The sequence below is a fragment of the Shinella lacus genome (genome assembly GCF_010994755.1).
GTDB classification, from domain to species: Bacteria; Pseudomonadota; Alphaproteobacteria; order Rhizobiales; family Rhizobiaceae; genus Shinella; species Shinella lacus.
Genome location: NZ_WHSB02000002.1, coordinates 21207 through 33596 on the forward strand (window position 1 = coordinate 21207; position 12390 = coordinate 33596).

The following is a 12390-nucleotide window of genomic DNA, read 5'->3' on the forward strand; positions in this document are numbered from 1 at the left end:
ACTTTCCTGTGGGCAAAAAATGCCCGTCAGCGTTTCTTGGCGGCAAGGCGCTTTACGTTGCGCCGCACCCGCTTGCCATAGGGTTTTATCGCTGCCTCGGAGACGGCGCGGGCCGTGGCGGAGGGTGATGCCGCCGTCATCATGGCCTTTGCAACAGCAAAATTGGCTGCCACGACGCTCTCCGCCGTGGCAGCCATCTTTTCGGTGACCATCTTGGTCATTTCCGCAGTGTTCTGCGTCGATCCCGTCAGCGCCGCAAAGCCCATCTCATGGCAGCGCATGGCGATGACGAGCGGCGCCTCCAGCCAGAGGCTGAAGGCATCACGACGAAACTGGCGCCCGCCCGCCATCCTATTCACGCACCGCGCCGGCACCGGCGCGGGCTGCACGACCGCCGCGGCGGCCACCGGCGGCCTGGCCCGAAGCAGCGGCAGCCACTGCGCCGCCTTCGGCCGGCTTATGGTCGCGATAGGTCATGATCCAGTTGGTGCAGTTCGGGTCGGTGCCATTAAGCACGTTTGCGGCGCGCACGGCTTCCATTTCCTGCGGGCGGCAGGGGTTCATGATGGCCGATGTCATGCCGGCGCCGATGACCATCGGGATGAAGCCGGCATTGATGCCGTGGCGGTGCGGCAGGCCGAAGGAGATGTTGGAAAGGCCGCAGGTCGTGTTGACCTTCAGTTCGTTGCGCAGGCGATAGAGCAACTGGAACACCTGGCGCCCGGCATCGCCCAGCGCGCCGATCGGCATGACGAGCGGGTCGACGACGATGTCATGCGGCTTGATGCCGTGGTCCATGGCGCGCTCGACGATCTTCTTGGCGACGGCGAAGCGCACGTCCGGGTCCATGGAGATGCCGGTCTCGTCGTTCGAGATGGCGACGACCGGCACGTCGTATTTCTTGACGAGCGGCAGGATGGCTTCGAGCTTTTCTTCCTCGCCGGTGACGGAGTTCACCAGCGGGCGGCCCTTGGCGACCTTCAGTGCCGCTTCGATCGCGGCCGTGACGGAGCTGTCGATCGCGAGCGGGATATCGACGAGGCCCTGGACGATCTCCAGCGTCTGGACCAGCAGGCCCGGCTCGGTCTCGTTCGGGTTGACGGAGGTGACGCCCGCATTGATGTCGAGCATGGTTGCGCCTGCGGCGACCTGTTCCAGCGCATCCTTGATGACCGTCTCGAAATTGCCGGCGGCCATTTCCGCGGCCAGCTTCTTGCGGCCCGTCGGGTTGATGCGTTCGCCGATGACGCAGAAGGGCTGGTCGAAACCGATGATGATTTCGCGGGTGGCCGAGGCGACGATGGTGCGTGTCATATAGGATCCTCTGGGGCAGGGCGCTCGACCACGTCTAGCGCGCGATTTTTCGTGTTACAAGCGTGCCGGCCGGTGGCGACCGGCCTGCGGTCAATGGGGGTGATGGGAGGCGATTTCCGCCATCTGCTGCTGGTTCTGTTCGACGCCCTCGCGAGTCCTCTCGATGCGCTCGGCCACCATCTGGTCGACGGGGTTCGGCTCGCGCTTCCAGGGCTGGCGGCCCTTCAGCACGCCGGAATCATGCACGATCTCTGCGACATATTCTTCCTGGCGGTAGGCCATGACGTGCACGCCGGAAACGCCCTCGATCTCCTTCACCTCGTTGATGATGTCGATGCAGAGCTGCTTGCCTTCCTTCTTCTGGTCCTGCGCGCCTTCAAGCCGCGCGACGATGGAATCCGGAATATGGATGCCGGGCACGTTGGAGCGGATCCACTTGGCGGTCTTGGCCGATGCCATCGGGCCGACGCCGACGAGGATGAAGCACTTTTCGTGCAGGCCGAGGTCGCGCACTTTCTTCATGTATTCCCGGAACATCGGCACGTCGAAGCAATACTGGCTCTGGACGAACTGCGCGCCCGCCTCGATCTTCTTGCCAAGCCGGTAGGGGCGGAAATCGTAGGGCGGGGCGAAGGGGTTGATCGCGGCGCCGAGAAACACCTTGGGCGGCGTCGTCAGCTTGCGGCCGGACAGGAATTTTCCGTTGTCGCGCATGATGCGCACGGTTTCGAGCAGCGACATGCAATCCAAGTCGAAGACGGGCTTGGCACCCGGCTGGTCGCCGGCCTGCACGCCGTCACCCGTCAGGCACATCATATTGGTTACGCCCATGGCGGCGCCGCCGAGGACGTCGCCCTGGATGGCGATGCGGTTCTTGTCGCGGCAGGCGATCTGCATGATCGGCGCATAGCCCATGCGGGTCAAAAGCGCGCAGATGCCGACGGAGGACATGTGGCAGTTGGCGCCCGACGCATCGACCGCGTTGATGCCGTCCACCCAGCCGTCGAAGATCGCGGCGCGCTCGTAGACGTCTTCCGGATTGGCGCTGTCCGGCGGGTTGAGTTCGGTCGTGACCGCGAATTCGCCGCGGCGCAGCACGCGCTCCAACCGGCCGAGGGAGGAATGGCCGGGCAGCGGATCGAGCGGCAGGTGGGGGCCGAGCGGGTTTTCGTCGATATGCGCCATGGATCAGGCGTCCTTTCCGGCTGCGGCAGCGGCTTCCTTGGCGGCGGCGGCTTCGGCGGTGACGCGCAGCCACGAGGATGTTTCGCGCAGCGACTGGTTCACCGGCTTCTGCACGTTCATGATGGCATTCCCCTTCACCATGTTCTGCGAGCCCTTCCACGCCTGGACCCAGACGCAGGGCATATCCGGTTCCACTTCGCAATTGCCATTGGCGCGAACACCGCCGCAGGGGCCGTTGCGAAGCTGCTTGGGACAGTTCATCGGGCAGGACATGCCCGTGGACGACAGCGCGCACTGGCCGCACATGCGACAGTCGAAGAGGAAACCCTTCACATGCTTTTCGACGAAGGTGATCGGACGTTCAACGCGCTGGTAGCCGAAGAGTTTCCACACCGGGTGCAGCAGCAGGAAAAGATCGGCGAAGCGGTGGTAGAACCATTCCAGGAAGCGGGAATTGCGCACGGCCCAGAGGCGGACCGTGTATTTGCGCCGTGCACGGCGGCTCGGCGACACGCCGGCCGGCGTGAAGGCGCCGGTGGCGGCCTTCTTGGCGGGCGCGGCATTGCCGGGTTTCGGATCAGCCCCCGGTTTCGGATCAGCCATTTTCGCGGCCTCCGGCTTTGACGAGCGCGACGAGGCGCTCGCGGTCATAGGCCGCCTCGAATTCGGCGGCCGCCTTGTCGGCTTCCGCCTCCAGGTCATCGGAGACGGGTACCGGATCGGCCTTGCGCCATTCGGCGAGGTAATCGTCCGTCTCGGCGGCACCGGTGCGCATGGCGCACATGTCGATCGCCTCGGTGAAGCGCAGCGACAGTTCGCGCTTGGCCGTCGCGCGGCCCTTCTTGATGATGACCTGGGCGGGGATGTCGCGCCAGTAGACGATGATGCGGTCTGCCATGTCGAAATTCTCCCAGAGCGTTTCTTCGGGTCGCGAAAACGCTCTTCCTTATATTTTTCGCAACTCCGGACGGAAAACCGTCGCATGGTTTTCGCCGGATTGCTCTAGCGCTGACAATGCGGTCTGGCCGCGTCGCGGGCTTCTTTCGCCACGACTGCCCCATGCTCAAAAACGACGTCGGATTCGACTGTCCAGAGGTTTTACCAGATGCCGCGGGTCACGCCGTTCCAGAGCCAGGTCCAGATCGGCGGATGATACCATTGCCGCGAGGGCGCCGCTATTTTCAAAGGCTTGAGCTTGCCGGCGACGGCGTCGTGCAATGCCTGCACGACGATGCCCGTGGAGGCCGCGGTCTGGAGCAGCGGATAGGTGTGCATCGTGTCGCGTTTGGAAGGTTTCGTCCGCTGCTGGTAGAGCACGTCGCCGGTGTCCACGCCGGGATCGACGAGGTGCACGGTCGCCCCGAAATTCGCCTCGTCAGACTGGATGCGCGACCAGTAGCCGCCCTGCAGGCCGCGATATTGCGGGTTGATTCCGGCATGGAAATTGAGCACGGGGCAGGCAATGGCGGAGAGTGTTTCCGCCTTCATCATGCGGCAGCTGACGAGAAGCAATGCGGCCGGCCTGATGTCGCCGACGGCTTTCAAGAGTTCCGGGCTGTTGGCGGATGGCACCATGATGCGGCGGATTCGCGAGTCGATAGCCGTGCTTACGCCGAACTCTTCAATGATTTCCTGAGCGCGGGCTGTGGTGAAGCGCTTGCCGAATTTGGAGACCATCATGGTGGCGAGCTGGCCGAGCGCCTGCATCCAGCCGAGCTTTTTCGCACGCCGGCGGATGAAAAGCTTTTTCGATTCGGGCTGTTCCTCGATAACCACGAGGTTCGGGAAAGCGGCCTTCACAGCATTGACGACGATTTCCGGGTTGGGACCGGGCTGGATGAGCATCGCCACCGTTTCCGTCCGTGTTTCGCGTTCCGTCATGTCCAAGCCTCGCCTTCGTTTGGGCGGCATCATCCTCGCGAGGGCTTAGGAAGCGGTAACCGGGGCAGCGGATTTACCCGGCAGGGCTAAGGATTGGTTAGCGGGCGCGCAGCAGCTCGGCGCCGAGATCGCCATAGCCGGTGAAGCGGTATTCGTAGGCAAGGCCCAGGTAGTCGGCCGCCTCCTGCGCCTTCTTCTGCAAGCCTTCGTCCTCGACCTGCGAGAGATAGACGAGCTTGGTGTAATTGCCGAAATACATGTCCTTCAGCTGCGGATAGCGGTCCAGCCCGAGCGGCTCGATGACGAAGGCGCGGAACTGGCGGGCGAGGAAATCGGTGAGGAAGAAGGCCGTGACGTCGTCCTCCGTTGCCGCGAAAGCCTCGTTGCCCGCGAAGAAGGAATAACAGTGCGGGCCGGCGATGCGCTCGACGCCGAGCCTTTCACAGACCTTGTCGAGCAGACCGCCGGTGCCGCAATCGGCATAACCGACGAAGACGCGCTCGAAACCGGCCGCACGCGCCTCCTCGACGGCTTTTTCGACGCCGGGGGCGATCTTTTCGGGGTGGGCATGCCAGATGGCGGGCAGACAGAGAAGGTCGATATGGTCGAGCCCGTTGGCATTACGGATGGCCAGAACCTCGCGCGCGATGGCGCCGCACGCGATGACGCGAACCTTTTCGGCTTTCGTGCGTTCATCGCTCGGACTTCCGAGCTGAAGTTCTACGTCAACCGCATCCATGTAGAGGGACTCCGACCATGACTGGGACACACCTGACCCGCATCAGCATCGTTCTCGCCGCACTCCTGGCACTCAGCGCCTGCGGCAACACCATTCGCGGCATGGGTCGGGATACGGCCAATGCCGTGGATGCGACGCAGGCCGCTGGCAACGACATCGACAACGCCGCAAACTAAACGTCGTGAGCGAATGGCGCCGATTCAAGACCGGCGCCGTCGCAATTCGGGTTTCAGGCGCCAGCCAGCATGTTGTGCTTGCGCTTCATGAATTCCTTGGCCGTTTCGACCGCCACGGCCGCGTCGCGGCAATAGGCGTCCGCACCGACGGCCTTGCCGAATTCCTCGTTCAGCGGCGCTCCGCCGACGAGAACGACGTAGTCGTCGCGCAGGCCCTTTTCCTTCATCGTGTCGATGACGACCTTCATGTAGGGCATGGTGGTGGTCAGCAGCGCCGACATGCCGAGGATGTCCGGCTGTTCGCGCTCGATGGCTTCCAGGTAGTTTTCGACCGGGTTGTTAATGCCGAGGTCGACGACGTCGAAGCCGGCACCTTCCATCATCATGCCGACGAGGTTCTTGCCGATGTCGTGGATATCGCCCTTGACGGTGCCGATGACCATCTTGCCCTGCTTCGGCGCGCCGGTGGCGGCGAGAAGCGGACGCAGGATGAACATGCCGGCCTTCATCGCATTGGCGGAGAGCAGTACTTCCGGCACGAACAGGATGCCGTCGCGGAAGTCGACGCCGACGATGCGCATGCCTTCGACGAGGGCCTGGGTGAGGATGTCGTAGGGTGCCCAGCCGCGTTCGAGCAGGATGTTCGTGCCCTCTTCGATTTCCTCCTTCAGGCCGTCGTAGAGGTCGTCGTGCATCTGCTGCACAAGCTCTTCGTCGGAAAGGTCGGCGAGAATGATATCGTCGTCAGCCATGGTGTTTCCTCGTCTCCATTGGCGCTTGCCACGCAGCAGGCCCGTTACACAGAAATATCCTGCCTGTTGCACGAACCCGATGTTGAAAGCGACGTCGCATACAGTGAAAAGCGACCCGCCGAACTCTTGTTCCATCCATAGCCCGCAAAGCCGTGAATTGACAGCGCAAACAAGCGAATGGCGCTACGATCGCCGTGGCATTCCCGCTATAGTCCGCGCCAAGCCGGTATCCAGCGTGCGCCACGGCTTGGCGCATTGAGAACCGTCCCGCCCCGGCGGCTTGCTAGCATAGGAAAAGAGGCGTCGCGATGCGCCGCGATAACAAGGAAAGACGGATCATGAGCGAGGAAATCCAGCAGGTGGCAGCCGAGGGCGCAAGCGAAGGCGGCGGCCGCCGTTCGCGTGGTGAGGGACGTGGTGCCGCCGCGCGGCGTGCATCGCGCACGGGCGGCGGTCCAGGCCCGTCGCTGCCCTACATCACCCGCAAGATCAAGGAATACGAGGTCCTCGACGAAGAAGGCCTGCAGCTGATCGAGAACAATGCCGACCGCGTGCTGGAAGAGATCGGCATCGAATTCCGCGAGGACCCGGAAGCGCTGGCGCTGTGGAAGGAAGCCGGCGCCGACGTGCGCGGCGAGCGCGTGCATTTCCCCAAGGGCCTCTGCCGCGAACTCCTGAAGACCGCGCCGTCGCAGTTCACCTGGCATGCCCGCAATCCCGAGCGCAATGTTCAGATCGGCGGCAAGGCCACCGTCTTCGCGCCGGTCTACGGCCCTCCGTTCGTGCGCGACCTCGAAGGTAACCGCCGTTATGCGACGATCGAGGATTTCCGCAACTTCGTGAAACTCGCCTATCTGGCGCCGTCGATGCATTCGTCGGGCGGCACGGTCTGCGAGCCGGTGGACGTGCCGGTGAACAAGCGTCACCTCGACATGGTCTACAGCCACATCAAATATTCCGACAAGCCGTTCATGGGCTCGGTCACCGCACCTGAGCGCGCGGAAGACACGATCGCCATGGCGAAGCTCGTCTTCGGCGAGGAGTTCGTCGAGAACAATTGCGTGACGCTGAACCTCATCAACGCCAACTCGCCGATGGTCTTCGACGAGACCATGGTGGGCGCGCTGAAGGTCTATGCCCGGCATAACCAGGCCTGCGTGGTTTCGCCGTTCATCCTGTCGGGCGCCATGAGCCCGGTGACTGTCGCCGGTACGCTGACGCAGATCCTTGCCGAAGTTCTCGCCGGCGCCTCCTTCACCCAGCTCATCCGCAAGGGCGCGCCGGTGTTGTTCGGCACGTTCGCGGCCTCGATCTCCATGCAGTCGGGCGCGCCGACCTTCGGTTCGCCGGAGCCGTCGCTGGTTTCCTATGGTGCGGCCCAGCTTGCCCGCCGTCTCGGCATTCCGTTCCGTACCGGCGGCTCGCTCTGCGGCTCTAAGGTTCCGGATGCGCAGGCGGCCCACGAATCGGCCAACACGATCAACATGACGCTGCTCGCCGGCACGAATTTCGTGCTGCATGCGGCAGGCTGGCTCGAAGGCGGCCTCGTTTCGTCCTACGAGAAGTTCATGATCGACCAGGACCAGCTCGGCATGATGCAGAAGCTGGCCGAGGGCGTGGATCTTTCCGAAAACGCGCAGGCGCTCGATGCCATCCGCGAAGTCGGTCCCGGCAGCCACTATCTCGGCTGCGCCCATACCCAGGCCAACTTCCAGACCGCCTTCTACCGCTCGCCGCTCGCCGACAACAACTCGTTCGAGCAGTGGGAAATCGAGGGCCAGAAGCGCATCGAGGAACGGGCCAATGCGCTCTGCCGCACCTGGCTGGAAAGCTACGAGGCGCCCTATCTCGACCCGGCGATCGACGACGCGTTGCTTGCCTATGTCGCCGAGCGCAAGAATTCCATGCCGGACGCCTTCACCTGAAAGGGTCCCGATCGCGCCAGGGAGCAAGGCGGAGCGACGCGGGTGGCCGACATGATTCAAAAAGAGGTCTGGCGTCCGCATTATGAACTTAAAGGGGACGTGACCCGGTGAGGGCGCGTCGCCCCGATCTCGACACCATCCGTGCGGCGCTTGCGCCGCACGGTCTTTTTTTGCGCGGTGTCGTGAATTTCGGGGAAGGCGAGGAGGCGCCGGCATTGATGGATGGTCGCCCCGCCGCCAGCGTCGTACTCGTCGGCAATATCGGCAGTTCCATCTGGCCGGCCTTTTCCCGCTGGCGGGAGGAACAGCCCGACCGCGGTGGCGACGACCCGCTCGACACCTGGTCGAAAGCGGTTCTTCGAACCGTGGCTGCATCGGCCGGCGCGACCACCTGGTTTCCCTCCGACCCACCCTGGCAACCCTTCCAGCAATGGGCGATGCGCGCGGAGGGCCTGAAGGCCTCGCCGCTCGGCATCCTCATTCACCCCGTCTACGGCCTCTGGCATGGCTATCGCGGCGCCCTCGGTTTTGCGGAACCCATCGAGCATGTGCCGGCATCAAGGGCACCGCATCCCTGCGACCACTGTCCTGACAAGCCTTGCCTCACAACCTGTCCCGCCGACGCCGTGCGGCTGGACGCGTTTGACGTCCCGGCCTGCCGCGGCCACCTGCGCTCGCTGGAAAGTCAGGGCGGATGCATGGCCTCCGGCTGTCTCGCCCGCGCCGCCTGTCCCGTCGGTGCTATCTACCGTTACAATGACGCCCAGCTTCGTTTCCACATGGCGGCGCTGTCGCTTTGAGTGTTCGCTGCTAAATTCGCCGCATTGCCATCCGAGCCAGGAGTTCATGCGCGCAATTCTGTTTTTCTCCACCCTGTTTGCCGCCTTCGTCTTGCGGAGCACCGCCATGGCCGAACCGCCGAAATGCGCCGAGATCGAGCATCTTTCCGGCCGCTACACCGCCTGCACCTTCGATCCGGCCAAGGAGACGATCCGCCTTTACGGTGCGGCGACGCTCGGCAAGGGCGGGGCGAGTTATGACCAGCTCAACACGTATCTCCTGCACAACCGGCAGCACATGAGCTTCGCCATGAACGGCGGCATGTACCATCCGGATTATGGGCCGGTCGGGCTATTGGTTGAGCATGGTCGCGAGACCGGCGCGCTGAACCGGGAGGATGCCTTCGGCAATTTCTTTTTGAAGCCGAACGGCGTGTTCTGGGTGGGCGAGGGCAAGGCGGGGGTGATGGAGACGGAAGCCTATGCAAAGGCCGGGCTTTCACCGCAGGAGGCGACGCAATCCGGGCCGATGCTGGTGGTGGATGGAAACATCCACCCGAAATTCCTCGCCGACGGCACCAGCTTCCAGATCCGCAACGGCGTCGGCATCATGCCGGATGGGCGCGTCGCCTTTGTGATCTCGAAGAATCCGGTGCGCTTCCACGATTTCGCGACGCTGTTTCGCGATCGGCTGCAATGCAGGAATGCGCTCTTCCTCGACGGCAGCATTTCCAGCCTCTATTCCCCGGAAATTCGACGTCATGATCGGCGTGCGGTGATGGGCACCATCATCGCCGTCGTGAAAAATCTGCCGGGTTGAGAAAAAATCTTTCGCCGCCACCCAAGGATTGCCGCCTGACGCACGTCTGAAAGGATAGTGCACCGGAATCGGGATGGACCCGTGGAAACAGAACTCGTCGAAAAGGCGGCATCGGGCGACAGGCAGGCATTCGCCGCGCTTGTCGAAGGCCGCTATGATTTCATCCATGCCGTCGCCTGGCGATGGTGCGGCGACCGGCAGGATGCCGAGGATGTGGCGCAGGAGGTGTGCATACGCCTCGCCGCCGCGATCCGCGGCTTCAAGGGTGCCAGCCGCTTCGGCACCTGGCTCTATACGGTGACACTGAATGCGGCGCGCGACCAGATGCGCAAGCGCCGCCGGGCCGAATGGCGCGATGCCGCGTATCTGCGCGAGCAGGCGGTGCTCGACAGCCGGCCTGACGACGATGGCAGCGAGGAGCTGTGGCACGCCGTGCGCCAGCTTCCCGACAAGCAGCGCGATGCCGTGCTGCTGATCTACGGCGAAGGACTGAGCCATGCCGCCGCGGCAGACGTGCTCGGCTGCGCCGAAACGACGATTTCCTGGCATGTGCACGAGGCCCGCAAGCGCCTGAAGGTGCTTTTGCGCGATGCGGCTGCGTGACGGAAGGATAGACGATGACCGACCTCGACCTCGACAAACTCGCCCGCCGCAGACCGCCGGCCCCGGATGCTGAGGCCCGCGCCCGCGCGTTCGCCTCCGCCATGCAGGCTTTCGACGATGCGGAAAAAAATGTAGCCGCCCCCCAAGGTTCTGCCGGTGGCGGGCGTCGAAGCTCCATGTTCAACCGAATTTGGAGCCCTATTATGAACCGCAGACTTCTCGCCGGCTCGGCCCTTGCCATGCTTCTCGTCGTGCCCGTCGCCGGCCTCGTCACCTATGAAATGGTGCGCAACGGCACCGTGCCGCTCACCACCGAGACGGAGATTGCGGCAAAGCCCGTGGATCAGGACGTGCGCCTTCGCAAGCAGGAGGCCAAGAAGGTTCAGGGTGAACTTGAGGCAACCACGGAAAACGGCGCCGCGGCCACGGCTGCCGACACGGCCCAGGCCACCAGCACGCTCGCCACCGAGCAGGCGCCGGTCGCCGAACTGCGCGAGGAGAAGGAGGCGGCCGCGGCCGTGCCGGAATCCTTCGCTCTCGGCGGTGCCGCCAATGTCGACGTGCTGAGCCGGTCGATCGCGCAGCCCTCCATCGTGGCGGATGGCATCGCCATGCCGATGCCGGCGGAAGACCGCGAACGTTTCGCCTCCGCCGATCCGAACCCGGTAAAGAGCGTTGCGACCGATCCGGTCTCGACCTTCTCGGCGGATGTCGACACGGCGTCCTATTCCTATGTGCGCAGCGCACTGCTCGGCGGCAGCCTGCCGGACCAGGAAGCAGTGCGCGTCGAGGAGATGGTCAATTATTTCCCCTATGACTGGAAGGGGCCGGAGACGGCGGACAAGCCGTTCAACGCCACCGTCACCGTCATGCCGACGCCGTGGAACAAGGACACGCAGCTTCTCCATGTCGGCATCAAGGGCTTCGAGACGGTGGCGACGGCGCAGCCTTCCGCCAACCTCGTCTTCCTCATCGACGTGTCCGGCTCGATGGACGAGGCCGACAAGCTGCCGCTCCTGAAGAGCGCCTTCCGCCTGCTCGTCGGCAAGCTGAAGGATACGGATACGGTCTCGATCGTCACCTATGCCGGCAATGCCGGCGTGGTGCTGGAGCCGACGGAGGCAAAGGAGCGCGACAAGATCCTGTCCGCCATCGACAATCTCCAGCCCGGCGGCTCGACGGCCGGCGCGGAGGGCATCGAGGCGGCCTACCGGCTGGCGCAGAAGGCCTTCAAGAAGGATGGCGTCAACCGCGTCATGCTGGCGACGGACGGTGACTTCAATGTCGGCCCGGCGAGCGACGAGGACCTGAAGCGCATCATCGAGGAGCGCCGCAAGAGCGGCATCTTCCTCTCGGTTCTGGGTTTCGGCCACGGCAACTACAATGACGGTATGATGCAGACCCTGGCGCAGAACGGCAACGGCACCGCCGCCTATATCGATACGCTGGCGGAAGCCCAGAAGACGCTGGTGGAGGAGGCGGGGTCCTCGCTCTTCCCGATCGCCAAGGACGTAAAATTCCAGATCGAGTTCAACCCGGCGCGCATCGCCGAATATCGCCTGGTCGGCTACGAGACCCGCGTGCTCAACCGCGAGGATTTCAACAACGACAAGGTGGATGCCGGCGATATCGGCTCCGGCCACCGGGTGACCGCGATCTACGAGGTGACGCCGAAGGGAAGCCCCGCCGTGCTGAACGATGCGCTGCGCTATGGCAACGAGCAGGCGGCCGCAACACCGGTCGCCGGCAGTTCGGAACTGGCCTTCCTGAAGATGCGCTGGAAGAAGCCGGACAGTGACACGAGCGAACTCGTCACCATGCCGGTGACGGACGCCAATGCGGTCGCCGACGTGAATGCGGCCGCCACGGACGTGCGCTTCTCCGTCGCCGTCGCCGCCTTCGGGCAGAAGCTGAAGGGCGTCTCCGCCCTCCAGGATTACGCCTACGGTTCGATCCTCGGCCTCGCGCAGGCGGCCAAGGGCGAGGATCCTTTCGGCTATCGGGCGGAATTCCTGAAGCTCGTGCAGCTTGCCGGCGGTCTTTCGGGGGAGAAGGCGCAATAACGTCCTTCCTCTCGATGGCGGGGAATGGCCGCCTTTAGTCCCTCCAGCCATTCCCCGTATCGTTTCGACCCTTCCCCAGGCGGGAAGGGTCGATCGTTTGTGCCTCGTGCAGCGTCAAGCCAATGTCGCGCAACAGGTGGTCGTCTCCGCGGG

The 12390-nt window shown here is 63.9% G+C and carries 14 protein-coding genes; 6 read left to right on the forward strand and 8 right to left on the reverse strand.

Annotated elements, in window-relative coordinates; genetic code table 11:
- Window positions 1–26: 26 nt before the first annotated feature.
- From GB927_RS04610 to GB927_RS04640, 7 genes are all read right to left on the reverse strand, one after another.
- Window positions 27–350: a hypothetical protein gene (locus GB927_RS04610; RefSeq protein ID WP_256116164.1), complete on the reverse strand. Its 324-nt coding sequence runs from the start codon at window positions 348–350 to the stop codon at window positions 27–29.
- A 1-nt stretch (window position 351) separates the two neighbouring features.
- Window positions 352–1314, reverse strand: a complete 963-nt coding sequence (locus GB927_RS04615) for a methyltetrahydrofolate cobalamin methyltransferase (RefSeq protein WP_256115456.1) — start codon at window positions 1312–1314, stop codon at window positions 352–354.
- Window positions 1315–1404: 90 nt separating this feature from the next.
- Window positions 1405–2499: a methylenetetrahydrofolate reductase gene (locus tag GB927_RS04620; RefSeq protein WP_256115457.1), complete on the reverse strand. Its 1095-nt coding sequence runs from the start codon at window positions 2497–2499 to the stop codon at window positions 1405–1407.
- Window positions 2500–2502: 3 nt separating this feature from the next.
- Window positions 2503–3102, reverse strand: a complete 600-nt coding sequence (locus GB927_RS04625) for a methylenetetrahydrofolate reductase C-terminal domain-containing protein (protein ID WP_256115458.1) — start codon at window positions 3100–3102, stop codon at window positions 2503–2505.
- Window positions 3095–3397 (reverse strand): virulence factor, encoded by a 303-nt coding sequence (locus GB927_RS04630; RefSeq protein ID WP_256115459.1) that lies wholly within the window; start codon window positions 3395–3397, stop codon window positions 3095–3097. Before GB927_RS04630 ends, GB927_RS04625 begins: the two co-directional genes overlap by 8 nt.
- A gap of 200 nt (window positions 3398–3597) precedes the next feature.
- Window positions 3598–4380, reverse strand: coding sequence for a formyl transferase (locus tag GB927_RS04635; RefSeq protein ID WP_256115460.1), 783 nt, complete (start codon window positions 4378–4380; stop codon window positions 3598–3600).
- Window positions 4381–4477: 97 nt separating this feature from the next.
- Window positions 4478–5119, reverse strand: coding sequence for a DUF1638 domain-containing protein (locus GB927_RS04640; protein WP_256115461.1), 642 nt, complete (start codon window positions 5117–5119; stop codon window positions 4478–4480).
- A 17-nt stretch (window positions 5120–5136) separates the two neighbouring features.
- Between GB927_RS04640 and GB927_RS04645 the strand changes: the two genes are divergently transcribed.
- Window positions 5137–5295, forward strand: a complete 159-nt coding sequence (locus tag GB927_RS04645; protein ID WP_256115462.1) for an entericidin domain-containing protein — start codon at window positions 5137–5139, stop codon at window positions 5293–5295.
- Between the two features lie 53 nt (window positions 5296–5348).
- Here the strand turns inward: GB927_RS04645 and GB927_RS04650 are convergent, their stop codons facing one another.
- Window positions 5349–6047 carry a corrinoid protein gene (locus GB927_RS04650; protein WP_256115463.1) on the reverse strand — a complete coding sequence of 233 codons (699 nt, stop codon included), beginning with the start codon at window positions 6045–6047 and terminating at the stop codon, window positions 5349–5351.
- 338 nt (window positions 6048–6385) lie between these two features.
- On the opposite strand from GB927_RS04650, the gene GB927_RS04655 reads away from it, so the two are divergent.
- The 5 genes from GB927_RS04655 (at window position 6386) to GB927_RS04675 (ending at window position 12237) form a co-directional block, all read left to right on the forward strand.
- On the forward strand, window positions 6386–7972 hold the full coding sequence (locus tag GB927_RS04655) for a trimethylamine methyltransferase family protein (protein WP_256115465.1): 1587 nt from the start codon (window positions 6386–6388) through the stop codon (window positions 7970–7972).
- A 107-nt stretch (window positions 7973–8079) separates the two neighbouring features.
- Window positions 8080–8772: a 4Fe-4S dicluster domain-containing protein gene (locus GB927_RS04660; protein WP_256115466.1), complete on the forward strand. Its 693-nt coding sequence runs from the start codon at window positions 8080–8082 to the stop codon at window positions 8770–8772.
- Window positions 8773–8818: 46 nt separating this feature from the next.
- Complete coding sequence (locus tag GB927_RS04665; protein WP_256115467.1) at window positions 8819–9571, forward strand: phosphodiester glycosidase family protein; 753 nt, start codon at window positions 8819–8821, stop codon at window positions 9569–9571.
- An 81-nt stretch (window positions 9572–9652) separates the two neighbouring features.
- On the forward strand, window positions 9653–10174 hold the full coding sequence (locus GB927_RS04670; protein ID WP_256115468.1) for an RNA polymerase sigma factor: 522 nt from the start codon (window positions 9653–9655) through the stop codon (window positions 10172–10174).
- A 14-nt stretch (window positions 10175–10188) separates the two neighbouring features.
- Window positions 10189–12237: a vWA domain-containing protein gene (locus GB927_RS04675; protein WP_256115469.1), complete on the forward strand. Its 2049-nt coding sequence runs from the start codon at window positions 10189–10191 to the stop codon at window positions 12235–12237.
- Window positions 12238–12390: the final 153 nt, after the last annotated feature.